Consider the following 25,798-nt stretch of genomic DNA (forward strand, 5'->3'; position numbering starts at 1 on the left):
CCCCACTAAGTTAGATTTTCATTTTTGACATTTTTAAGTTGATAAACGTAAATATTAAAATAATAATAAACATAATATAGGTGGCAGCTGACGCGATTCCAAATTCAAACCCCGTAAAGCCACGCTCATATATAAATGCTCCCATCGTTTGGATAGAACGAGCAGGACTTCCATTTGGCCCCCCAATTACATAGACCTCATTAAAACGTTGCAGGGCTCCAATCCAACCAGTAATCAGTAGAAAAGCAAAGGTTCCTGTCATATTAGGAATCGTAATAAACAGCCATTGTTGAAATCCACTAGCTCCGTCAATTTTAGCTGCTTCATACATTTCAGATGGGATTGCTTGAAGGTTAGCAAGACATATAATGATAACAAAACCAATCCAATGCCAAACAGCCAGCAAGATAACTCCCCATTTAGAAGTGCTAGGTTCAGAAAACCAACCTGGCGTTGGCAATCCGATGGAATCTAGCGCAAAATTAACAATTCCCATTTCCGGATGTAAGACAAATTGAAAGATCATTGCTGCAGCAACAATGGAAGTAACATTTGGCAAGAAGTAGATGACTTTAAAGAAGTTCTTCCCTTTGCCAACAGAGTTAATTAAGGTAGCAAAAATGAAGCCTAATGGAATCGTAATTATAACTTGAAATATTCCGATAAAGAAAGTGTTCCACACAGCATTCCAAAAAGGTCCTGATGTTAAAACAGTACGAAAATTATTTAGGCCAGTAAAAGTTTCAATGGTACCATTCGATTTGAAAAAGCTTAATCTAAATGATTCTAAAACTGGATAAACCATAAATAACAAAATCCCTAAAAAACTAGGAATTAAGAAAATATACCATGTCCATTGTGAGGGCACTGAAAAACTTACGCTTTTTATTGCGTATCGGTTTTTCAGAATAAAAAGAAGGCACTTTCTGTTCGATTTTGAACAGAAAGTGCCTTCTTTCTTTGTCTATTTCTTACTCTTTTTCGTTTAATAGCGTCAATATTCGCTTGAGGTTCACTGCGAATATTGTTGTGGCTCCTTGAATTTCCATGCCAAATAGACCCGTAGACGATGCCGTATCGTACCCGTGTCCATTTTTTAACTCACTATTTTTTGCTTCCACTTTATAGCGCTCCTTCGCTAACTGGATAAATTTATCCGTTTGTTGAAAGGCCAATTGTTCTGCGTGTGTTTCGGATTTTAAGCTTACCGAATAGGTTTTACTTTTCGCACCTTCCTTGTAACATCCATCCCGTAATGGACATACCTTGCATTTTTCAATATCAAAATAATGTGTTTCTACTTGGTTTTTAGTTTGTCCCTTTTTACCAGTTCGTGCTTTTCGTACTGCTAAATGTCCTGCTTTACAAACAAATCGTCCGGCATCTTTGTTGTATTCAAATGTATCTTCTTCTTTTCGGTTACCTTCTGATATAGCTGGATTTAACTTTGAAACAAGTGCAATTTTTTCTTTTTTCGTATAGTCAATATTCGCTTTCTCTGAATAAGCTGTATCTCCAATTACCGTGTTTACTTCCATACCTGTTTGTTTACTTTTTTCGATCAATTCTTGTAAGTACTTCCCATCACTTTTTTCACCTGTCGTGATGACTGCGGCTGTAATAATTCGTTCATCACTTAACGCAATATGTGTTTTATAGCCAAAGAAAGAAGAGTCAGCTGATTTATGACCTTTTCGTGCATCGGCATCTGACGAATAGGAAAGGTGCACTTGGTAATCCTCGACAACTTCCTTTAACATATTTAAGCGTTCTTTGACAGCGGGTACTTGTGCGATTTTTGGTTCCTTTTCAATCACTTCCATTAATTTTTCACAGTAAGTTACTTCATCTTTTACATCATTAGTAGTATTTTTTGCAGGAAACTTTTCTTTCATCGATTCATCAATTTTATAGATTGCTTTTCGAACATTTTTGGATTTCTCTTGTAAAAACTCTTTTGGTGACTTTTGATTGTAACGTGCTTTTGAATGCGTGGCATCCACAATAATTGTGCTACTTTTAATGATGTTCTTTTCCAGTGCGATTTCAACGGTTTTCCCAATTAACATATCTAATAAACCGACATCTTTTAGACGCAGTCGACGGAATTTTGTCAGTGAACTTGGATCGATGACGTCATCTTCTGGCGCCATATCTAAGAAATATTTAAAGGACATATCGTATCTAGAACGCTCTACTAAATCAATGTCCGATACATCATGAATCGCCTTTAATAATAAATACTTGAACATACGGATAGGCGGAATCGCATTTCGACCATTATCTAAACAGTATTTTGTTTTTAACTCATCTAGAATAAAGGAAAAATCGACCAGTTCATTAATCTGACGAAGCATGTTATCTTTTGGCACGACGATGTCATAAATCTCCATGTATGGACTTAAATTGAGTGTTTCTTGGTTTGAAATCATGAGGAGCACCACCTGTATTTATTTATTTTAGTATACAGGAAAAATGGCGTTTTTTAGAGAAAAGATAGGTTTTCCGTGGTAATAACACTAGTTGATTGGAGTGGAAGGTGGCGACTCCTGCGGGAAAAGCGAGACAGCCGATACCCCGCAGGAGCGCAGCGACGAGGAGGATTGGCCTCGCCCGCGGAAAGCGTCCGCCTGGAACGGAAATCAACGGATTCCAAAAAAACGGGTAGATGAACGACAAATCGTTCATCTACCCGCTATGAAATCCCTATGAGGACTTTTTCAGTGCCCTCGTCCATTGTGTGGTTCTTTTTTTCTTTTTCTTCCTAGTTGACTCCATGTAAACACTGGTTTTCACACTTGCTTCCGTCGTCGAAACATGATTGTTTTCCATAAATTCTCCTTTCCCTAATGGATTCATTTTTACTTTTCCTAATTATGACAACGCTTTCAATTTTATAGAAATATTCACGAGATAATTACCTATTTATCTCGTTCACCCATTCTATAAACAAACTAATTATATTCCCTAACGAAGTATAATGGTTATGTTCCCTTCTGATTCCATTGTATGAAAGTTATCTATTTTTAACGTGGATATAATTGTGTAATCTGAAGAAGAAATTGTTTTTTATTGCTCTTTTAAATAATCATATTATGTAGAGACATTGTGGGAGAATTAGCTTAATTCGTGTTTTTCATACGAATTGCTGTGCTATTACGATATTCTGTAGGAGTTAGTTTCATTTGTTTTCGAAAAAAACGACTGAAATGTGAGGAATCTTCAAATCCTGATTCGAGAGATACTTCAAGAATCGATTTGTCTAGATGGATCTCCAGTAAATATTTGGCACGGTTTATTCGACAGCTCATGATATATTGCATAATTGTATATCCTGTTACATCTTTAAAAATTCTCGACATATAATACTTGCTAATATTTAAATGATGAGCAATATCATCCAATGTGATTGGCTCACAGAAATGTGTATCAATCCATTCAATCATTTTTTTGACATGAATATTTTTATCAGATTCAGCAAGGGAATTATTTTCAAGCTGTTGTTTACTCAACTCAAAAACCTTAAATAAAAGCTGCATTAGCATACTTGTTAATTCGCCAATTTGAAATCGATTTTCGACTATATTTTCTTGCTTAGAGCTTTTCAATTTCTCCGCCATTTTCTTTATTAACGCTTTTACTTCAGCCGATTTTTCTTTATCCTTTATATGAAATAAAGTATTGCTTAATTGGTTAAAAGGAGATAACAATTCTGGAACATTTAAATTATTCAAAATCGGTCGCAACCATTCAGAAGAGAACTCAATAACACTTCGCTCATAAGGAATTCCTGGTTCAGGATAAGCGCGATGCAACGTTAATCCATTCATAATAATTAAATCATCTTCTTGTAAACGATAAATACGGTCTCCAATTAAATATTTACATTCCCCGCCATGAAAGTAGTATATTTCATACCTATCATGAGAGTGGTAACTAAAATCTTCATAGCTCTCCACCTTATCCATTAAACGATAAGCAGCGATTATTTTTTCCGTCATCTCTAACTCCCCCTTTTTAAAGCGGTTTCATAAATGGTCAAAATAAAACTTGCTAATAACTAAAGACATACCCTTGTCTATAAATTATTTCACCTTTTGATTTTTTCTCTTATTTATTCTCTATTCTTATGATAGTAACCTTTTAAAATTACAAAAATAATGATGAAAAATTTATTATTCCTCCTGTCCTAGTAATTTTAATGCTGTTTTATTTTTTTCCTTTAAGAGCTAATGAGTGAGGGTAAATAAAAAATTATTAAGTAACATCAGTAAGTTTAAAACATACTTTCTATGCCTATTGGTATAAAACAAAACCAACATGTATCCATTACTTTACCAGAAACCGATTTCCACAAGAGGTTAACTAAATGAGAAAGAACAGTTTTCTATTTTTTTATATAAGTATTAGTAAAAAAATATACTTACAATCTATCTTTTTCAAATAAAACATTATTGATGACACAAAGGATAACTTATGATAAAGTATATTACAAGAACCAAGACATTACATTGAAATAATCAAAACATAATCAAAAGTTACTCTGATTTTTAAAACACAGGAGAGTGAAACCATGCCATTAATAAAACTAGATATGATGGAAGGCCGAACAGAAAACGAAATAAAACAAATTCTTGATGTAACCCATGACGTAATGGTCCGTAACTTTCATGTACCGGAAAGAGACCGTTATCAGATTGTTTCCCAACATAAACCATTTGAAATGATCATTCAAGATACCGGTTTAGGATTTGAACGTTCAGAAAATGTCATTATTTTTACTATTACAAGCAGAGAAAGAAAACAAGAACACAAACAAAAATTTTATCAAGAACTAACAGAAGAATTAGAAGCTAGATGCGGAATTGCACCAAATGATGTGATGGTTTCTATCGTTATTAATGGAGACGATGACTGGAGCTTTGGATTTGGTGAGGCGCAATTTTTAACTGGAAAACTATAATTTCAAGAGAAGCTGGGACATAAGTATTTTCAACCAAATACCCCCGAACGATTATACGTACATGCTAAGAAAAGTTCGTATAATTATTTGGGGTTTTATTCATTTTAAGAAAGAAGGTTTGTGGTGATCACCCGCAGCCAGCACACACTTCGCTTTTTCCATGGGCGAGCCCTCGTTCCTGCAGGGTCTTGGACTTTCTCACAGCTCCATAGTAGTCTACGTGTATTCAGTCTGCTTCGTATTTCCTACTCATTATATTTTCTTTTAAAAAAAGGATGAAACGAGTTGGTTTCGCTACTAAAGGAGAGATTGTTCGTCTTTATCTATTATATATTTTGTTTTGTCCCAGTCTGTTCTTTTTAACTTTTTTCGACAAAAAGGCACCTTATCCCAAAGGTACCTGTAATTTCTTACTCGCTATAAACTAATGCCTGCTGACTAGTTCCAAACTCTCTTATTTTATTTCTTACCGTTTCTTTTACAGCTTCCATTCCTGGTGTAAGAATAAACCGAGCATCATACACATCAGGATTTTCTACTAAAACTTGGCGTACGGCTTTCGCCCATGCCTGCAAACATTCCGTATTTACATTTATCTTTGCATGCCCTAATTCAATTGCTTTTTTTATTTGATGGTCAGGTATCCCAGAACCTCCATGAAGGACTAATGGTACTCCTGTAAGATCTGCAATTTGTTTCATTTCAGCAAATCCTAAAACCGGTTCTCCTTGATATGGACCGTGAACAGATCCTAATGCAGCAGCCAGTGCATCTATGCCCGCCTCATTCACTAGACGCACACATTCTAGTGGATCTGCGTATTGGATCCCTCCAATCAATCCATCTTCCATTCCTCCAACGGTTCCGACTTCGGCTTCTACTGATACGCCTTTTGGTTTTGCATACTCTACCACTTCTTTTGTCATCATGATATTTTCTTCAATTGAATAATGAGAACCATCTATCATTACCGAACTAAACCCGGCATCAATTGCCATTTTACATCTAACTACGCTCATTCCATGATCAAGATGTAGAGCCACCGGTACAGTAATATTTAGTTCTTTCACAAGCTGCTTAACTCCGACTACAATCGTTTTAAATCCTCCTAAATAATCCACTAATCGATCAGAAGCAGCTACAATGACAGGTGCCTTTTCTTCTTCAGCAGCTTGGAGAATCGCTTGCACCCATTGAAAGTTATTCATATTATATTGACCAACTGCATATTTACCTCGCTTTGCTCTTTGCAACATATCCTGCATGGAAACAATTGTCACGAAAATGCACCTCCTATTTTACCTAAAAGTCAAAATTTATCTGCATATTCTGAATATTAAGCAGACTATCTACTTATCACTAAAAGAGTCAATAGAGAGAGGTAAGTTTTTTTCAAACTCCGCCTCTCATTTACTTTCTCACTTTACTTCTTCCGTTAAAAAATGTGGTGCTAACACTTTAAGTGTTTTTTCTTTAGCTGCTTTGACCACTTCTTCTGCATCAAGTTGATAATACTCAGGTCTAAACACTTCAATAGATGCATGATCTGAAAATCCTTTTTCTTTTATAATTGTAAGAATACTATCTAAATCGATTACACCATCGCCAGGATAAACCCGGTCTTCATCTAGCATGATACCCGGCATATAATCTTCCACGTCATTGATATGAAACAAGAAGACTTTTGAAAAATCAGTATTTTTCAGATCTTCTAATGTGGAGTTCATTGCATAATACTGATATGTATCGAAGACAATTCCGACGTTTTCACGATCTACTTCTGCTACAATCTCATTCGCAAAGCTAAGCGTATTAACTGTTGCATGGGGATGACCAATAAATTCAAGTGCGAGTTTTACTCCATAAGGTTTTGCTAGATCCGATAATTCTGTTAATACCTCTACACAGCTTTGTTTAATGATCGACCGCAAAATTTTCTTTTCAGAGACCAAAGGAACGACTACTATTCTATCGATATTTAATATTTTCGCGTATTCAAGCATTTCTTTATACTCTTCCAATAAGGTCTTATACTCTTCCTCTGTGCGGTTGTTAAAGTAAACAAGAGCATTTAAAGATAGTGGCTTTAGGTGATGAGTTTGAAAAAACTCTACTAGCTCATTAATAAAATGCGTCTCTAAATACTCCTTCAACTTATCAATCGAGCGGATTTCAATAAAGTCATAACCATATTTTTCAAGTAAGTGAAGATCTAATTCTAACGTTGAATTTTCTAGTGTTGTCCCTTGATTCATTGCAATTTTCATCTGTATGCTTCCCCTTTCTATTAAATGTTTAACCCTTCCTTAATAGACTTTAAGGTTACTTCGTTTGACCAGTCTGGTTTGTCTGGATAAGCAAATACAGAGTTTGTTACAATACCATCGAATTTAAATTCTCTTAACTTACGATAAAGTGTTTCAAAGTCAATTTCTCCTTCACCAGGATTTAAATGTTGGTGAATCGTTACATTGGCATTTGGAGGATTCACGATATAGCGTAAACCAAAAGCTGCTTTATGGTTCATTGTATCCGCAATTAATACGTGAGCAAGTAAGTCTTTTGCTTCATCTAATTGTTGAGCAATATCTCCCTTTCCATCATCATAGAAGAAAGCATGAGCAACAGAATATACGAGTTTAATCCAATCCTTATCTAAAGCCCGGATCATGCGAACAGCTTCTATATTAAGCTCGATAAAATCATTTGGGTGAGATTGTAGATTCAGCTTTATTCCTTCTTTTTCGAAAATAGGCATTAATTCATCCATTGAGCGAATAAAGGAAGCTTCACTCTCTGTTGGACGACTCTTGTCACCTGCAAACTCAGAGTTCATCAGGTCCACCCCTAATTCAGAGGTAATCTCTATACATCGTTTCCAGTTACGAACAGCTGATTGTCTTTCTAATTCATCTGGAGAAGACCATTGTTGGACAGGTAACACAGAAGAAATTTTTACTCCTGCATCAGAACAGTATCTCTTTAAGTCTTTGATTAATTGTTTATCTACCTTTGGATACTCATAAAACCAAATAAAATCTTTACGAGGTGAAAGTTCAACATATTCATATCCCAGTCTTGCAACATTATCAATGGTTTCCTTTAAACCTGTATTATCTCTATAGTGGGATGGATCATAAGCTAAGCGCATTATTCATTCCTCTTTCCTATTAAAAATATAAAGTTTTGGCAGTCCACAATTTTAATGAAAGTGGATAAACTGCAGACTACCAGGAAAAATCAACAATACCTTTCTATGAATCTATTAAACATTCGCAGCCTTTAAATTATTTTTATAGAAGTCTGGTTGTTCTTTTAATATTACGTCTTCCTTCAGTCCAGAATTTTGTGCTTTAATACAAGCATCTGCTGTAACTTGGGCGATATAACCATCCCATGCTGTTGGACCATTAGGCTCACCCGTTTCTTTAATAGAGTCCATAAAATGCTGTAATTCTACATCATAGGCATCAACAAAACGTTTCTTCCAATCCATCAAGATTTGAGATCCTAATGTAGCATTTTTTCGGAATGGAGCCGTTGCAACCTCAGGTAATTTTACGATACCTTCCTCTCCTACAACCTCACACTGAATATCATAGCCATATTTACAGTTAACTGATATTTCAGCATTAATAACAACCCCTGATTTTGTTTCTAAAATAACTATTTGAGGATCCCTTAAATTCTCATGGGCATAACGCGTTTTTTTAGGGAACAGTACTTGTACGGATTTATAATCATCATTTACTAACCAATGAAGAACATCAATTTCGTGAATTAATGTATCACTGATTGCCATATCAGTAGAATAAGTTGTATCAACTTCTGGATTTCGATGAGCACAATGAACCATTAATGGATTTCCAATAAAATTATTCTCAATTAACTCTTTTAATTGAACATACCCACTATCATATCTGCGCATAAATCCAACTTGTACTAAACGCTTTCCATGTTTCATTTCTGCTTCCACAATCCGCATACATCCATCAGCAGTTGTCGCAAGTTGTTTCTCACAGAAGACATATTTTCCTGCTTCGATAGCTGCCAGTACACTCGCTTCATGAGCTGGTCCCCAACTTGTCACAAAAACTGCATCTACATTTCCTTCCGCAATTAACGTTTTATCATCTGGAAATACAACAGCATTTAAATTAAATTGTTCCACTGCCGTTCTAGCAGATTCCTGATTAACGTCAGTAACTGCTACAATTTCTCCTCCTGATAGCTTATTTGTGATTCTCTTAATATGTTCTCTTCCAATGGCACCAGTTCCAATTACACCAATTTTCATTGTCATTTTATTTTAACTCCTTTTCATTTAAATTTAGGTATACGCTTTCAATTATATATTATTAAATTATCACTTGGCAAATTTAACCATTTCCTTGTCTTGATTTCGGAAATATTCTTCTAATTCTTCTAAGGAGCGACCTTTCGTTTCTGGTAAATATTTCTTAACAAATGCTATTGCAAAAACTCCTAATACAACAAAAACGAAGAATGTTGTAGATAATCCGATATTAGCCATCAAAATCGGGAAGGAGAATCCTATTAGGAAATTAGTAATCCATAAACAAAATACAGTTACCCCCATCCCAAGGCCTCTTACCCTTTGCGGGAAAATTTCAGATAACATTAACCATGTTACAGGAGAAATAGCACCTTGCTGAAATGCTAGAAATGTTACTGTTAAAGATAGCACTACATATGGTAGGGATGGCTGCCCCTCTAGTACTAAAGAAAAGATTCCGATTAACAGTAAGGAAATTGTGGTACCAATTTGCCCTGTTAATAACATTGGTCGTCTACCCACTTTACCCAAAAGCCATATTCCCACAAACGTAGCAAGAACAGAAATGACTCCATTTGCTATATTACCGATTAGTGCTGCTTCCGTTCCAAAACCAGAATCTCTCAAAATTTCCGTTCCGTAATACATAATGGAGTTAACACCTGTAATCTGTTGAACAATTGCTATTCCTAAACCGATAAAGACGATTCTTCTAATCCAAGGAGTAGTAAGATCTTTATAAGTTGCTTTTTCCGTCTTCTCTTCTTTAGATATAGCGTTTTCAATTTCTTGCAGCTCTACTTTTGCTTGCTTTTTATCTCTTACCTTTTCTAATATTTGTAACGCTTCTTCTTTACGCCCCTTTGAAGCTAACCAACGTGGACTTTCAGGTACTCGAAGCATTCCAAAGAATAAGAATACTGCTGGAACCGCAGCAACTACTAACATATATCTCCACACATGTGTTGCATCACCAAATACATTTCCTATGATTGCGTTAATCGTAAATGCAAGTAATTGACCAGTTACAATCATCAATTCATTCTGCGTTACCATCCTTCCCCTTCGTTCAGCAGGAGACATTTCAGCTAGGAAAGTTGGTACCGTTACAGAAGCTCCACCTACTGCCAAACCTAGTAAGAACCGAAAAATTACCATTAGTAACACATTCGGTGCTAACGTACAGCCGAGAGTAGCAACAAAAAATATTAAAGCTAAGTATAAAATACTTTTTCTACGTCCATATAAGTCTGCCAATCTACCAACAAATACTGCTCCGAATGCAGCTCCAAATAATAAGGAACTCGTAACTAACCCTTCCGTTACAGGTGTTAAATTAAGCTGATTTTCACCAGACATAAATGGTAATGCACCATTTATTACACCTGTATCATATCCAAATAATAACCCACCAAATGTTGAGATTAAAGTAATCAACATTAAGGATTTCCTGTGAGATTCGCCACCTTTAACCCCTTGTTTTATCCCCATACTCTTAATCCCCTTTATATATGATTTTTTTTAAATAAGTTTTCATCAATATACTTTCTAGCAATAAGAGCGTATTCTAAAGGATGTGCAATGGCCGGATCTTGTTCAGCCTCAATTATTATCCAACCATTATAATTTGTTTCTATCAAATATTTATATACTTCCTTAAAATCAATACACCCATCTCCAGGTACAGTAAACATTCCTTTTAGAAAAGATTGCAAAAATGATAAATGATTATTTTTACAATTTTTCAGTGTTGTTAACCGTACATCTTTAAAATGTACATGTTTGATGCGATTGCGGTGTTTTTTCAATAGAGTCATATAGTCATTATCTGATACAAAAATATGTCCCGTGTCATACAATAGATGAACATAAGATGAATCTGTCAAAGCCATTAATCGGTCAATTTCCTCTAAAGTTTGTACTCCTGTTCCCATATGATGATGATAAACAAGATGAAGATCATAATCAGTAGCGATTTTCCCAAGCTCGTTTAATCCTTGTGTGAATACCTTCCACTCTTCATTTGTGAAAAAAGGTTTCTCCCCAAAAACATTTTTTGCTGTTCCTTGAATACTATAGGTTTGTTCGGAAACTACAGCGACAGAGGCATTCACCTCCTTTAAAAAAGCACAATGCTCATGAAATTGTTTTGATACGGATTGTACCCCGTCTCGTATAAGAAAACTACTAAACCACTTACCAGCTATTCTTAACTTTCGGAGCTCCAATTCTTTTTTTAATATTTTCGTATCTGGAAAAAATCCACCAGCCTCTGTTCCTTGAAAGCCTGCAACAACAATATCGCTTAACAAATGTGATAGAGTATTCTCTGCTCCAATTTCTGGTATATCATCATTTCGCCAGCCTATTGGAGCAATTCCCCATGTGATCCCCTCTGTCATGTTCTTTTCCCCTTTTAATATTGTTTAGCTTGCTGTAGTTTTTTTTGTCTCTGTTCGTTTGCTTTTCTTACACTCTCACTTTCGGAAACTTCAGCCACCCCAACATTCCACCAGCTTTCATAGCCATCTGTCATTGTTTTTGGTAGCACTTTCATTTCAATTAAAGTAGAAATATTTTGCTTTTTAGAATCTTCTAAAGCTGCGGTTAATTCCTCTATTGTATTGGCTTTATACACCTTAGCTCCATAGCCTTCTGCAACCTTTGCATAGTCGATATTCATGATATTTTGATTGTAATCTCTTAATTCACAGAAGAAACTCCCATTACCATGATCCATCTGTAGATTGTTAATACATCCATAACCAGAGTTATCAAATAATAATATATTTATTTTTTTACCATATTGTAAACTTGTGACTAATTCTGTATGAAGCATTAAGAAGCTGCCATCACCAACAATCGAATATACTTCTTTCTCTGGTTCTGCCAATTTAATTCCTAAGGCACCAGCTATCTCATATCCCATACAGGAATACCCATACTCAAGGTGATAGGTATTTGGAACAGAAGAATGCCATAATCTTTGCAAATCTCCTGGTAAAGAACCAGCTGAACAAATAATCGTACTATCTGGTGAAATTGTTTCATTGATAGCAAGTAAGGCCGTTGTTTGTGCTAATTCTGTTTGCAAAGTATCTGCGTATTCATTTAATATTTCTTGTGAAAAATGTCCCTTTACTTCCGGATCAAAGTTTTCACGAGTAAATGTTACCTGAGCTAAACGATCTCTTTCCCGTAGCCATTCTTCTTTTAAAATACGTATATCGTTACCATAAGAGGATCGATAACCTTCTAATAGTGGGAATAACTGCTCTAATGCCTTTTTGGCATCCGCAACCACCTGAAAAGCATCAAACTTATATGCTTGCATACGACTAACATTTATATTCAAAAATTTTGTTTTATCAAAATGAAAAGCAGTTTTTGATGATGTGGCAAAATCAGTATATCTTGTACCAATTCCTATAATAAGATCTGCGTCATACGCCGCTTTATTAGCTGCAAGTGTTCCGGTTATGCCCATCCCACCTAAATTATTTACAAAGTCGCTTTCCACAGCTGATTTTCCTGCCTGTGTTTCCACTAAAGGAATTTGGTAGGTTTCTGATAACTTTATTAAAATATCCCTTGCTTCAGAATATTTCGCTCCCCCACCAACAAGGATTAACGGTCTTTTACTTTCTTTAATAAGCTCGGCAGCACCCTTTAGTGCTCTATCACTTGCTGGCTTTCTATCAATATAGTGAACTCTTTTTTCAAAAAATTTCACATCATAGTCGAAAGCTTCTCCCTCCACATCCTGAGAGATACATACTGTTGCTGGACCAGCAGTTGCTGGATTGGTCATCACTTCGAAGGCACGTATAAGGCTAGACATTAATTGTTCCGGTCTTGTAACGCGGTCCCAGAAACGAGATACAGACATAAAAGCATCATTCGTTGTTATCGCAAGACTATGATCATGCTCCAATTGCTGTAACACTGGATCTGGTTGTCTAGTTGCAAAAGTATCAGCTGGAAGAAGTAAAATAGGAATATTATTAGCAAATGCTGTTGCAGCAGCTGTAACTACATTGGCAGATCCTGGACCCGATGAAGTGGTTACCGCATAAATTTTCTGGCGAAGCATTTGTTTACTATAAGCAATAGCTGCATGTGCCATACCTTGTTCATTTTTCCCCTGGTATATCTTCAGATGACCAGGATCCTGTTCTAGTGCTTCTCCAATTCCCAAAACATTTCCATGACCAAAGATATTAAATATCCCTTCAACAAAGGGGAATTCCTTTCCATCCACATGAAGATATTGTTGATTTAAAAACTTTATGAGCGCTTGCGCAGTTGTTAATCGAATTGTCTCCATTTAACTCTCTCCTTGCTTAAACTTCAATTTTTTCGTTTTTCTTAATTAACGCCTCAATTTCTTCTACTTTTGGCATCGCTTCAGAAGAGCTGTGTTTACTTACTACAATAGATGCAGAGGCACTTCCATATTTAAGCGCTGTTTCGATATCTTTTCCAGAAATCAATGCATACAGGAAAGCAGATGCATACGAATCTCCAGCACCAAATGTTTTAAGCACATTTGTTTTATATGCTCGAGCCCGGTACAATTCACCTGATTTTGTATAAGCATAAGAGCCTTGAACACCATGTTTAATAACTACTAAATCCGCTTGATGACTGAATAGATATTGAACAGTTTCATCATTCTTGCCATCCACCTTATTTTCCATTACGTCATATTCGTCTCTTGTTCCGATTACGATATCTGATTGTTCCGCAATGAAAGAATAATAGACTGCTGTTTCTTCTGGAGATTGCCATGTGTATGGACGGTAATCCAATTCAAATACTACTTTTACGTTATTCTTTCTTGCTAGATTCACCGCTTTAATAACCGCTTCTCTTGAAGGACTTTTTGCTAAAGCAGTTCCAGAGACAAGTAGTACCTTTGCTTTTTGGATATATTCCTCGTCTACTTCAGACGGAGTTAAGTATAAATCAGCAACATCATCTCTATACATTAAAATACTACATTCCTCAGGACTCAAAATTTCCGTAAAAGCTAGACCTGTTTTATGCCCCTCTTTATCAAATACCATATTAGATACATCAATACCGACACCTTGCATGTATCCTTTAATAAATCTACCATGCTGATCATCTGACAATTTTCCGATAAAACCGGCCTTCAACCCTAACTTACTACCGCCAATTGCTATATTTGCTGGAGAACCTCCTACATATTTGGAAAAAGTCATTGTTTCTTCCATTGGGCGATTATACTCTACTGCATTTAAATCGATGCATGCTCTGCCGATTGCGATAATATCAAATTCTTTCTTGTCATTAAATGAGTAACTCATTTCAGGCACCCCTTCTCTTATTAGCGATGAATAATCCATTCATGATCTTTATCATTATTAAACTTCCAAATTCTCTTCGGTCCTGCCATAACATTTAGATAATAAGATGCATAGCCGTCTGGAACCCCTACTGGATGATAACCTTTTGGGACAATAACAACATCCCCATTTTCCACTGCCATTGTTTCATCCAAAGTACGATCATCTGTATATACTCTTTGAAAAACAAAGCCTTGTCTTGGATCGATTTCGTGATAATAGGTTTCTTCTAAAAAAGACTCCTCTGGCAAATTATCCACGTCATGTTTATGTGGAGGGTAACTAGACCAATTGGCAGTTTCCGTAAATACTTCCACTACTAATAAACTATTAGCTGTCGGATCAGAATCTGGCAATATATTATGTACAAGACGTTTATTATTAAATTTACCACGCTCTTCTACACCAATTTTTTCTGCTTTAAGCAATCTTGTTGGCAGTGATTTAAATGATGGAGAGTAACAAAGCGCAATTACCGCTTTATTCTTTGCTACAATTTCATAAGTTTTGTCATTTGATACGTATACACTATCTGTTGGAATTCTTTCAAAAACATTTTCTCTTGTTCCAATGTTTTCAAAGACAGACTTCCCATCTGTAACTGTCACTTTCCCAGTAACTACTACTATGCAACATTCTTTATCTTGAAGAGTTTCAGCATATATAGCACCAGAGGTAAACTCTAATAATTTAAATTCTACATATGTTAAAGGGGCATTTTCTTTTAAAATCTCATGAATTGTTTTTACACCATTTATTTCTTCGTTATGCTGATATTTTCGAAGTAACCTACTCAATTTCTATTAACCTCCTATTTTTTATTTTTTGTAAAGGGCTTGATCAGCCCTTTACACTCTACTTGCTATTATTCAAAAGAAGGTTTCGCATATCTAGCTGTTACTACTTTTTTACGTGTATAAAAATCTACTGAGTCTTTACCGTTAGCATGCAGCGTTCCATAGAAAGAAGATTTCCAGCCAGAGAATGGGAAGAATGCCATTGGAGCTGGAACTCCAAGGTTAATTCCAAGCATACCTGCATCAATATTTTCTCTAAAATAACGAATGGCAGATGCATTAGAAGTAAACAAACATGCTCCGTTTGCAAATTCAGACTGATTAGCAATCACAATGGCTTCTTTTAAGTTTTTCACACGAATAATGGATAGAACCGGTGCGAAAATTTCGTCCTTCCAGATTGTCATTTCTGTTGTCACATTATCAAAAATAGTTGGTCCAACAAAGAATCCATCATCTGGCGCAGTCTCCCTACCATCGCAGACAAGATTAGCACCTTCTTCAATTCCTTTTTCGATATAGCTAAGTGTTCGTTGCTTATTCTCTTCTCTGATAACTGGTCCTAAGAACACACCATCTTCTAAGCCGTTTCCGATTTTAATATTTTTTGTTCTCTCTTTTAATGCTTCCATAAATTGATCTGCAATTCCTTCTTCAACCGTTACTACTGCACAAGCCATACAGCGTTCTCCAGCTGAGCCAAACGCAGCAGACACAACATTTGTAATCGTTTCTTCTAAATTCGCATCATTTAATACAATCGTATGGTTTTTCGCCCCAGTTAGCGCTTGAACACGTTTTAAGTTTTCGCTTCCTTTTTTGTACACATACTCACCAACTGGTTTTGAACCAACAAACGAAATCGCTTTAATTTCTGGGTGTTCTAAAATTCCGTTTACTACATCATGTGCACCATACACTATGTTAAATACGCCGTTAGGAAGCCCTGCTTCTGTAAATAATTCTACTAATCTCTTCGTTAATAATGGTGTTCGTTCAGATGGTTTTAAAACAAATGTATTTCCTAGAGCAATCGCCATTGGGAACATCCAACATGGAACCATCATCGGGAAGTTAAATGGTGCAATACCACCAACTACTCCAATTGGATAGCGATAATTCGTCGCTTCTACATCTGTCGCAATAGAGGAAAGCGAATCACCCATCATTAACGAAGGGGCTCCCGCTGCAAACTCAACATTCTCAATGCCACGTTGCACTTCACCAAGTGCTTCTGTTAAGTTCTTTCCATTCTCAATTGTAATCAACTGAGCTAATTCTTCTTTATGTTGAGTTAATAGTTGCTGATAGTTAAATAGAATTCTAGCTCGGCGTGGAACCGCAATATTTTTCCATTTTTCAAATGCGGCTTTTGCCACTTCTGCTGCAAAATCAATATCTTCCTTTGTAGAAATTGGGACTTGTGCGATTATTTCTTTTGTCGCTGGGTTATAAACATCTTCATATGTAGTCGTTTTGCTCTCTACCCATTCTCCGTTTATATAATTTTTTAGTTTTTCAACAGTCATTTACTTTTCCCTCCTACTATCCACTTCGTTTTTCCTATTCCAAAACATAACCAAAATAATTTTCCATTTATTAAAATAAATCACTCAACCACTGATTTCCGCTACTTTATTTGATTGATCAAGTGTATTTTTAACTATTTCGTTATTATCTTTTGGTTAAGTTTTGATAACTTATGATTACATCATAATATGTACAACGCTTTCAGTCAATAATTTTAACCGATATTTTTTATTTTTTTTGGAAAACTTAAACAATATATAGAGGAAGATACTAACTGATAAACAAAAAATTAATCAATATAATTTAATTCTTGATGAACTTTTGATTATTTTTTGGTATAATCAATATATAAATCCAGTAATCTTTCTAGAAGTTGTAAAAGACCATTGTTTATGATTATCAAAAATAGATAACATAAGAAATAGAATCTACGTTAACCAAAATTTAACCTAAACAAAGGATGAATAATATGTTAAAAACAAAAAGAATTAAGCAAATACAAGATTATGTATTTGAACATCAAACCGTTTCCTTAGACGAGTTAGTCACAGTGTTTAAAGTATCCAAAAATACGATTAGAAGAGATGTACAAGAATTAGTGGATCGAGGCGAATTAAAAAAAGTATACGGTGGAGTCGCAGTTAATAATAGTACATTAGTCTCTTTTACCGAAAGACAAGTTCAAAATAAAAGTGAAAAAGAATTAATCGGAAGAACAGCTGCTAGTTTTGTAGATAACGGAGACATCATTTTTATCGATAGTGGTACAACAACTCTGGAAATGATGGACTATGTTAAACATAAACAGTTAACCATCATTACCAATAATTTAGATTTTATTATTCGTGCCTTACCGTACGAAAATTTGAATATCATTACATTAGGTGGACTTTTACAGCGAAATACTAAATCGTTTGCAAGTGTTAAAAGCACAGATATTATTAAAGAATATAATATTAATAAAGCATTTATGGCATCTACCGGCATATCTATTTCCAATGGAGTCACAAACTCTTCTCCGCTGGAAAGTGAAATTAAGAAAAATGTAGTAGACAGAAGTTCACAAATTTTCTTACTCACCGATCATAAAAAATTCGAAAAATATGCCCTAATGACCTATTGCCGATTAGAAGCGGTAGATTATATCGTAACTGATCTACCACCAAACAACGAATACAAAGAATTCGCCCAAGAAAACAACATCGAAATCGTTGTGGCGAACCCAGAAAACATCGCAAAGTAAAATAAGGTGGAATCATAAGGACGGTTCTTGTGATTCCCCTTTTTTCAGGAAATCACAGGAACCGTTCTACTGAGTACTTTTAGATTAATGAAAGAAGAATTATCATATCTTCAAGGGGATTGCTGATAAAAAAACGAAAGTCACTCCCTATTACTGAGTACTCTTTCGTCATTCATCTACTTCTATATTTATGGTACTCGGTTGTTATAATAATTAAGATATGAAATGCATAATGAAGTTTATTTTATAGAATGATGAGGCAATTAATGGGGGAATTTCTAGATCATAATATTTTCTTTATTGCTTTTCATTTAAATACTCAAGTACACTTTGGTGTTGTTTTTGTATCGTTGATATTTGCTTTATTTCGCTACTTAGCTCTGTTTTATTTTCATCTAATTTCTTCATTAAACTACCATAATAAAAACCTACTTCTTTTCTAATCTCACTCTGTTCTGCAGCAAACATTAGTTGATTATCTTCTACTGAAGATAGTCTTAAATCGATAGAATCCACTTTTGGTACCATTGCACCTACTGTTGTTTCCACTGAATTCATTCTCTTGTCAAGTATTCCCACCTTTACGTCTAAATTTGCTACCTTTTCATCTAGACTTGCTACCTTTGTATCTAGGCTCGTTACCTTTTCATCTAAATTTGCTACCTTTGTATCTAGGCTCGTTACCTTTTCATCTAAATTTGCTACCTTTGTATCCAGGTTCGTTACCTTTTCATCCAAGTTTGCTACCTTTATATCCAAGTTCATTACCTTTTCGTCTAGATTTGTTACCTTAGTATCCAGATTCGTTACCTTTTCGTCTAACGTTTCGATTTTATCAAGAATTCGATGTAAGAGTTTTTCCATAGTTACTCACCCCCTTTTTTTAATAGTATACTCTCTCCTTACCACACTGTCATCCTCTATCAAATACAGTCACCAATAACGCAAAGCACCAACTTATCTTATTTGGTGCCTTGCATTCCTGTAAAGCTAAAAGCCTTCTTTCTGTTCATGGAGCAACTTTTACATTTCTTTTCTCCTGGCAACATATATAATCGAAAACCTCTTGGGAAGTTTTACTTGTTTTTAAAATATGATAAAATTCCTCCTTTTCCAACAGTTGAACTAACTGCGAAAGAGCATTTAAGTGAAATTCCTGATTAATGGCTGCCAAACAGAATACAAATCGAACTGGCTTATTAGTATATTTATCAAAATATACTGGTTCATTTAAAACAGCTATACTAATCGATAATTGATTTACGCCATCCGAAGGTCTTGCATGGGGAAGCGCAACGTTTGGCATTATTACCATATAAGGACCATCTTTTCTGGCATTTTCTATCATTTTCTGAATATAATTTTCTGTAATTCTTTTTTCATGTAACAATGGTAATGCAGATAAACGAATGGCATCCTCCCAATTATTTGCCAATACGTGCAACTGAATAAGCTCTGGAGAGATAATCTCACTCAATTTTGGTCCTTGATCTTTTTTTAGTTCTACTTTTTCATTTACTACGAAGTATTCATATAACTCTCTTTTCATTTGCTCTTTTTCTTTCACCACTGCATACTTTTCCACAATTTGAGTAATTAGTTCTACACTAGGTAATTTGAAAAAGGAATTCCCTAGCTCTGTGTAAACATCTCTTATTAACCGGTATTTTTCTGCTGTGTCCATTACAGGACTTACAATAAAAACGGGTTTTTTGGTATAGAATAAGCGAATATCCGGTACAGTAGAAAATAACAAATCATAATCGACATCTATTTTATCCAATTGCTCTGTTTCAATAGGTGCTAAAAAAGCGAATTCTGGAAAAATAGACTTCAAAACAGTATGTGTAATAGATGAACTACCAACTCCATTTGGGCAAACAATTAATCCTACTTTTTTGTTTGCCTTACCTTCTCTTTCATTTCTTGATAAAGATGCAAAATGAATTGTCAAATACGCAACTTCTTCTGCAGGGATAGGATGTTTGAATAGTGCGCTAAGTGGTTTCAACGTTTCATTAACTATAGTGTATAGATTATTGTATTCCTCTATGATTTTCTCATAGAGTGGATTAACAATCGGTAAATGAAAAAGCAACCTGTAATAAACGGATCGGAAGTGCCTAAAAATTTGCTTAGACACTTCTCTTGGATGTTCAAAGCGAATTCCCGAAAAAGATTCAAATCGCATTCGGATATGTTCCACTAAGTCCATAACGAGGGGATAGTCTTCGCGATATTCATCAGCCTCACCTAATGTTAGACCTAATACCCAAGATGTTAAATAACAAATATTTTCTTCCTTTTTTATATGATAAAATGATAATAATTCTTCTGCAAAATTATATTCTTTTGTAGATTTAATCGATCTCCATTTATGGGTCAAATGAAGAGATTCTACTTTTTGTAATCTTGTCTTTAATAATAGAAAGGAATAAATAAATTCTGTTAACCTATTCTCGATAAAAATGATATTGTGTTTGTTCGAATAAAACAATACAATCTGTTTCATATGTGCATAGCTTTCCAGTTGATTTTCCCGCAAAAAATAGCCAAATAATTTTGTGTTATTATTTGTATTTAATTCTTTTACGATTAATTTTAATCCTAAATAGCGAATCTCACTCTCATTCCCTACCAGATGATATCCTTGCTTCCGATTGTATTCCAAGGAAATTCCCATACGTTGTAATTTAGATGTTAAAGCTTTTAAATCACTCATTATCGTTGTTTTGCCAACTTTTAAAGCATCAATGAAATGGTTTATGGATAGGTAATCTATGTTTATGAAAAGATAGAGAAACATATATTGCATACGTTCCTCACTACTTAATACATATTCATCAACTGGAATAGTATTGGATACCTCATTTATTAATAGTTCCCGTGTTTCATAATCAACAGAAATTTGATTATAGCTATTTATTTCGATTGGTTTTTTCTTATGTGATTCTAACCAACTATTTATTTTTTCCAAGCTATAATCAATTTGTCTTTGCGTTAATTTCGTTTGCTCTTGTAAATTTTGCTTTTCTATAAATGGGCGTTCCATAATTTTTTGGATAATGATGTATGCTCTTTCATCTAGCAAATGACTTCACTCCATTTAATAATAATAGAAGAGAATCCGGCTTATTCGAGAATATCTTAATGCTTTTTTTAATTAGTTGATTGGTGTAACTTGCTTCTCATTAATTATTTCTCTCTTGTATGACAAATTCTTTTTTCTCTATATAATTAATCATTTCGATATTCCCTTAATTTTTCTACAAGTTCTCTTGCATTTTGTTCAATTTGTGTTGATGTTCCATTCGTTAACAAGCCACCGATTCCTACACAGTCTATCCCATTTTCAAACCACTCTATTATATTATCAGCAGACACTCCTCCAGAAGCCATTATAGGCATATAAGGAATCGGTGTTTTCAAAACTGTACCAAGCTGTGAGCCATAAAAGTTAGAAATCGGAAATGCTTTAATCATTGAAGCTCCTGACTCCATAGCATCAACCATCTCTGAAATGGTTGTACAGCCTGGGGCATACGGTACTTGATACCTATTGCATATTCTACAAACCTCTTCTTTATAATTTGGTGCGATGATAAACTTCGCACCAGCTAATATGGCTAGTCTTGCCGTTTCTGTATCTAATACTGTACCTGCACCTACTAGTAAGCGTGTCCCATATTTCTTATTTAAGCCTTTTATTATTTCTCCTGCATTTGGCAATGTGTAGCTAATTTCTAATACATCTATTCCCCCAGCTAAGCAGCCATCTGCAATTTCATAAGCACGTTCTAATGTCTCTACTCTTACAATAGCCATAATTGCTGTTTTTTCCATTCGATTGAGAATATTATTTTTATACATTAGTAAAAGCCCCTTAATACGATAATTTATGATATTTTTGTAGATAAGCTGTTACCACTGAGCTAATTTCTTCTACCACTTCACCTTTAGGCTCTAGAACAGGATACCTAGCCGCACCAACAGAAATTTCTGCAATCTCCATTGCTTTTTTCAAGACTGCCGGAATGGAACCGAGCTTTAAGACTCGGCGCAGTTCTTCTAAACTTTGCTGAGCTTCTTCTGCTTTCTGTCTTTCTCCTTTTTGCCAATGCTTATAAATGGCAACATCAATATTAGTTAAAAGGTTCGATGTTGCTGCAATTGCTCCTGTTGCTCCTTCATCCAAAGCTTTTAATATTAAAGAATCTGACCCAGATAAAACAGAGAAAACCTCTTTTTTTGTCACGCTAATATAATTTTTAATATTTTCAATGTCACCGCTGCTATCTTTTATTCCTACTATATTATCAACCTTAGCCAGTCGTGCTACTAATTGTGAACTTAAATGAATACCAGTATTTTTTGGAATATTATACAGTACAATTGGAATACTTACAGATTCAGCTATTTTCATATAATGTTGATACAATTCTTCTTCTGTTAGTGAAAGGAAATATGGCGTTATAACAGAAAGTGCATCTGCCCCAAGTTTTTCCATTTCTTTAGATAAAAAGACAACTTCTGCTGTGCTATTTCCTCCAGTTCCTATATAGACCGGAACCCGTTTATTTGTTTCCTTTATGACAATAGATGCAAATTCTACTTTTTCGTCTCTAGATAATACATGAAACTCTCCATTCGTACCTAGAATAAATAATCCAGCCACCTTTGAACAGATTAAACGATTAACTAAATCACATGTCGCTTGTCTATCAATTTTTTGCTCCTTATCAAAAGGAGTAACCATCGCAGTAATGATTCCACTAGGCTTCATTTTTCCACCTCTTCTACTATTAAACTATTTGTTTGATAGGCTATAGAAACAATTTCTCTATCTATAGCCTGCGCATTTTTCTACTTTTATTTAATGGACTGTCCAAGGGTTCCTCCGGGATGCCACTTTACATAAGTTTGTGCATCCAGCCCAATTTCATTTTGAAGTAGTATTGATAGGGTTTGCAATATAAGTAGTTCAGCAACAATGGATGCTCTAGGAGGCTTATTAAGACTGTCACCTTCCTTGGATACACCTGCAAAAATAGCAAAGTCGCTTTGTCGAGCAATCGAGGACTGAAGGTTCCCTGTAATGGCAATGATAATTGCTCCATTTTCCTTTAAAGTTTGAAGCGTCTTTTTTAATTCATCTGTCTCTCCACTATTGGATATTGCAATTACAATATCCCCTTCAACAACTTGACCTGACGAACCATGAATAGCTTCTGTACCGTCTAAAAAGTAGGCTGGCGTTCCAGTGGAGGATAATAAGGATGCACTATAGCGTGCAACATAACTAGGTTTTCCAATGCCGGTAAGATGTAATCGTTTTCCTTTTTTTCTAGCATTAATAATACATGACTTCGCTTCTTCTAAATTAGCAATCGAAATATGGTTAATTAATTGACTCATTTCTTCTTGTATAGCTTCCAAGTAGTTCTTTGCCTCACTCATTCCTCTTTTCCTTTCCTTTTGATTTTCGTTATCAACAACATGTTAACTCACTTACATCTTTGCTAACTAAACTTAATGGAAAAAGCTTAAAAATTTATTCAGGAGCATACCAGTAATATTGTAGTCAATATTCGGGAAGGTAGATCCTTCGATATTCATACCAGCAAACACAGGATAAAGCACTGTTGGTAAGAGTGCTAATAATAATCCAACAACGAACGATCCTGCAACTGCCCCTCTCCAACCCCCTGTTGAATTTCCAAAAACCGCAGCTGTTCCCCCTGAGAAAAAAGCAATATGAGCAGCAGGAATAATAACAACTGGGAAGTCAAAAAACACCATAATAAATACTGCCAAAAGTCCAGCTATATAAGCAGACAAGAAACCAACAATTACCGCTGTAGGTGCAAATGGGAATACTGTTGGTACATCAAGGGCCGGGCGAGAATTTGGTATAAATTTCTCTGATATAGACACAAACGCCGCTGTAATTTCAGCTAAAAACATACGTACGCCTGTCATTAAAATCGACATACCTGCTGTAAACATAAATGCTTGGATTAAGGGGAACACTAACCAATGGGTTGTACCAGCTAATTCTTGCGCAACATCTTTTCCTGCCTTTAGAGTAGATACATAGAAAAGAATCAGCATAATAACAGCCATCCCCATTAGAAAATCTCTAAAAAAGGATAACCAAGCAGGAAATTTAATAGATTCTGTGCTTTTTTCTTGATGTTTGCTAAATAACATTCCAATACTACCTGATAATGCATAACCTAACATATTAAAATGCCCTATAGCGGTAGCATCACTGCCTGTAATTTTTCGCATAAAAGGCTGACATAATTGCGGTAAAGCAGCAGAGCAAAAACCTAAAATAATCCCGCCAAGAACAATAGCAACTGTATTTGAGTATCCATAAGATTTAATTATTAGGGATAATACACAAGCGAAGAATAAACTGTGTCCCCCTGTGAAGAAAATATTCTTCATCGGAGTAATTCTTGCAAAAACTAAGTTCATAACAAATCCTAAAATTAAAGTACATGATACTACAAAACCATACTCAGATTGAGCAAGAGCTGTCGCAGCTTCAGGTGAGGCAACAACCCCTGTCAAATCGAAGCCAGCTTGGAATAATACGTTAAAGTTTTTTAGTGCTGCTGTCATTGTGCTCGCACCAATTCCAAAGATCAGAAATCCAATCAATGTTTTAAATGTACCTGTCATTACTTCTGTCATAGCTTTTCGTTGTGCTAGTAATCCAACCAAGGCAACTAATGCTAAAATAATTGCCGGATTACTAAATAAGCTAATAATGAATTGCATCATCTATCCAACAGCTCCTTATTTTCAAATTTCTATTCCCTGTAAAAATTTATTTAATTTCTCAAAAATTTCTTTTTTATCGACAATATTGGCAATACCAATAATATGTTGCTTTATCCCTTTATTACTTAATTCCTGTGCGACATCCACAAGAGTAATTAATAATTCACCATCAAATCCAGGTACACCATCTAATGAAGAATGTTCTACTTGTATAGGCAGTTTATTTTCTCTTACCACTTCATTAACTTTTATTTTTAGCATCAAACTTGAACCAACGCCTGCTCTACATGCTACTAATGCTTTATACATAAAAATCGCCCCTTTAGTTAAATAGTACTAATATATGAAAGTATCTCTTTCGGACTGTTGCTAGTATCTAATAGCTTAAAAAAATCCTCATTTTCCAATAACTTTACTAATTCTGCCAATGCTTCCAAATGACTATTATTGTCTGTTGCGCTTAAACAAAATAAATACTTCACTGGATCATTGGCTTCATTTCCAAAGTTAACAGGACGATCCAATGTAGTGATCCCTATTGCTGTTTCATTAGCTCCAAATTCCGCAGGAGCATGGGGTAATGCAACATGCTTAGTAATAACAATATAAGGTCCAATCGACTTGGCAATTTCAATAATTTTATTGACATACTCTTTTGTAACCTTGTTCTTCACTACGAGAGGTAGTGTACCTTTTCTAATTGCGTCCTCCCAATTATCCGCCTTTACATTTAATTGGATTAATTCTTCTTCTAAGATATTGTTTAACAATATCACTACCTCCTTACAAACACTTTACTTATCC

23 protein-coding genes are annotated in these 25,798 nt (G+C 35.0%); 2 read left to right on the forward strand and 21 right to left on the reverse strand.

Going from position 1 to position 25,798, the window contains the following annotated elements; all coding sequences use genetic code 11:
* Positions 1-10 precede the first annotated feature (10 nt).
* The 3 genes from NST60_RS03520 to NST60_RS03530 form a co-directional block, all read right to left on the reverse strand.
* Positions 11-805 (reverse strand): carbohydrate ABC transporter permease, encoded by a 795-nt coding sequence (locus NST60_RS03520; protein WP_341098171.1) that lies wholly within the window; start codon positions 803-805, stop codon positions 11-13.
* 166 nt (positions 806-971) lie between these two features.
* Positions 972-2,432 carry an IS1182 family transposase gene (locus tag NST60_RS03525; RefSeq protein ID WP_341098173.1) on the reverse strand — a complete coding sequence of 487 codons (1,461 nt, stop codon included), beginning with the start codon at positions 2,430-2,432 and terminating at the stop codon, positions 972-974.
* Positions 2,433-3,122: 690 nt separating this feature from the next.
* Positions 3,123-4,001 (reverse strand): AraC family transcriptional regulator, encoded by an 879-nt coding sequence (locus NST60_RS03530; protein ID WP_224428314.1) that lies wholly within the window; start codon positions 3,999-4,001, stop codon positions 3,123-3,125.
* Positions 4,002-4,573: 572 nt separating this feature from the next.
* Between NST60_RS03530 and NST60_RS03535 the strand changes: the two genes are divergently transcribed.
* Complete coding sequence (locus NST60_RS03535) at positions 4,574-4,963, forward strand: tautomerase family protein (protein ID WP_341098174.1); 390 nt, start codon at positions 4,574-4,576, stop codon at positions 4,961-4,963.
* A gap of 410 nt (positions 4,964-5,373) precedes the next feature.
* Here the strand turns inward: NST60_RS03535 and fba are convergent, their stop codons facing one another.
* From fba to iolA, 10 genes are all read right to left on the reverse strand, one after another.
* Positions 5,374-6,243, reverse strand: a complete 870-nt coding sequence (gene fba, locus NST60_RS03540) for a class II fructose-1,6-bisphosphate aldolase (RefSeq protein WP_341098176.1) — start codon at positions 6,241-6,243, stop codon at positions 5,374-5,376.
* A gap of 138 nt (positions 6,244-6,381) precedes the next feature.
* A complete protein-coding gene (locus NST60_RS03545) occupies positions 6,382-7,230 on the reverse strand; it encodes a sugar phosphate isomerase/epimerase family protein (protein ID WP_341098177.1) in 849 nt (282 codons plus the stop codon).
* A gap of 20 nt (positions 7,231-7,250) precedes the next feature.
* Positions 7,251-8,114 (reverse strand): sugar phosphate isomerase/epimerase family protein, encoded by an 864-nt coding sequence (locus NST60_RS03550; RefSeq protein WP_212119386.1) that lies wholly within the window; start codon positions 8,112-8,114, stop codon positions 7,251-7,253.
* Between the two features lie 114 nt (positions 8,115-8,228).
* The gene (locus NST60_RS03555) at positions 8,229-9,266 is read right to left on the reverse strand and encodes a Gfo/Idh/MocA family protein (RefSeq protein ID WP_341098179.1); all 1,038 of its coding nucleotides are present in this window, start codon (positions 9,264-9,266) and stop codon (positions 8,229-8,231) included.
* A gap of 63 nt (positions 9,267-9,329) precedes the next feature.
* Entirely contained in the window at positions 9,330-10,751 is a 1,422-nt protein-coding gene (locus tag NST60_RS03560) for a sugar porter family MFS transporter (protein WP_445304387.1), read from the reverse strand.
* Between the two features lie 14 nt (positions 10,752-10,765).
* The gene (gene iolE, locus NST60_RS03565) at positions 10,766-11,662 is read right to left on the reverse strand and encodes a myo-inosose-2 dehydratase (protein ID WP_341098181.1); all 897 of its coding nucleotides are present in this window, start codon (positions 11,660-11,662) and stop codon (positions 10,766-10,768) included.
* A 14-nt stretch (positions 11,663-11,676) separates the two neighbouring features.
* Positions 11,677-13,587 carry a 3D-(3,5/4)-trihydroxycyclohexane-1,2-dione acylhydrolase (decyclizing) gene (gene iolD, locus NST60_RS03570; protein WP_341098183.1) on the reverse strand — a complete coding sequence of 637 codons (1,911 nt, stop codon included), beginning with the start codon at positions 13,585-13,587 and terminating at the stop codon, positions 11,677-11,679.
* A 16-nt stretch (positions 13,588-13,603) separates the two neighbouring features.
* Complete coding sequence (gene iolC / locus NST60_RS03575; RefSeq protein WP_341098184.1) at positions 13,604-14,593, reverse strand: 5-dehydro-2-deoxygluconokinase; 990 nt, start codon at positions 14,591-14,593, stop codon at positions 13,604-13,606.
* A gap of 20 nt (positions 14,594-14,613) precedes the next feature.
* Positions 14,614-15,429 (reverse strand): 5-deoxy-glucuronate isomerase, encoded by an 816-nt coding sequence (iolB, locus tag NST60_RS03580; protein WP_341098185.1) that lies wholly within the window; start codon positions 15,427-15,429, stop codon positions 14,614-14,616.
* 68 nt (positions 15,430-15,497) lie between these two features.
* Positions 15,498-16,958, reverse strand: coding sequence for a methylmalonate-semialdehyde dehydrogenase (gene iolA, locus NST60_RS03585; RefSeq protein WP_341098186.1), 1,461 nt, complete (start codon positions 16,956-16,958; stop codon positions 15,498-15,500).
* A gap of 470 nt (positions 16,959-17,428) precedes the next feature.
* Between iolA and NST60_RS03590 the strand changes: the two genes are divergently transcribed.
* The gene (locus tag NST60_RS03590; RefSeq protein ID WP_341098187.1) at positions 17,429-18,202 is read left to right on the forward strand and encodes a DeoR/GlpR family DNA-binding transcription regulator; all 774 of its coding nucleotides are present in this window, start codon (positions 17,429-17,431) and stop codon (positions 18,200-18,202) included.
* Positions 18,203-18,499: 297 nt separating this feature from the next.
* Here the strand turns inward: NST60_RS03590 and NST60_RS03595 are convergent, their stop codons facing one another.
* The 8 genes from NST60_RS03595 to NST60_RS03630 all read right to left on the reverse strand — a co-directional run bounded on the left by NST60_RS03595 (position 18,500) and on the right by NST60_RS03630 (position 25,764).
* On the reverse strand, positions 18,500-19,066 hold the full coding sequence (locus tag NST60_RS03595; protein ID WP_341098188.1) for a hypothetical protein: 567 nt from the start codon (positions 19,064-19,066) through the stop codon (positions 18,500-18,502).
* A 145-nt stretch (positions 19,067-19,211) separates the two neighbouring features.
* Positions 19,212-21,293, reverse strand: coding sequence for a BglG family transcription antiterminator (locus NST60_RS03600; RefSeq protein ID WP_341098189.1), 2,082 nt, complete (start codon positions 21,291-21,293; stop codon positions 19,212-19,214).
* A 146-nt stretch (positions 21,294-21,439) separates the two neighbouring features.
* Positions 21,440-22,072, reverse strand: coding sequence for a ketohydroxyglutarate aldolase (locus NST60_RS03605; RefSeq protein WP_169188235.1), 633 nt, complete (start codon positions 22,070-22,072; stop codon positions 21,440-21,442).
* Between the two features lie 13 nt (positions 22,073-22,085).
* The gene (gene dapA, locus NST60_RS03610) at positions 22,086-22,985 is read right to left on the reverse strand and encodes a 4-hydroxy-tetrahydrodipicolinate synthase (RefSeq protein WP_169188234.1); all 900 of its coding nucleotides are present in this window, start codon (positions 22,983-22,985) and stop codon (positions 22,086-22,088) included.
* An 86-nt stretch (positions 22,986-23,071) separates the two neighbouring features.
* Positions 23,072-23,659, reverse strand: a complete 588-nt coding sequence (locus NST60_RS03615) for an SIS domain-containing protein (protein WP_169188233.1) — start codon at positions 23,657-23,659, stop codon at positions 23,072-23,074.
* 72 nt (positions 23,660-23,731) lie between these two features.
* Complete coding sequence (locus NST60_RS03620) at positions 23,732-24,994, reverse strand: PTS ascorbate transporter subunit IIC (protein ID WP_224428379.1); 1,263 nt, start codon at positions 24,992-24,994, stop codon at positions 23,732-23,734.
* A gap of 21 nt (positions 24,995-25,015) precedes the next feature.
* On the reverse strand, positions 25,016-25,303 hold the full coding sequence (locus NST60_RS03625) for a PTS sugar transporter subunit IIB (RefSeq protein WP_016204080.1): 288 nt from the start codon (positions 25,301-25,303) through the stop codon (positions 25,016-25,018).
* Between the two features lie 17 nt (positions 25,304-25,320).
* Positions 25,321-25,764, reverse strand: coding sequence for a PTS sugar transporter subunit IIA (locus NST60_RS03630; protein ID WP_016204081.1), 444 nt, complete (start codon positions 25,762-25,764; stop codon positions 25,321-25,323).
* Positions 25,765-25,798: the final 34 nt, after the last annotated feature.

The organism is Niallia sp. FSL W8-1348, assembly GCF_038006745.1.
GTDB classification, from domain to species: domain Bacteria; phylum Bacillota; class Bacilli; order Bacillales; family Cytobacillaceae; genus Niallia; species Niallia alba.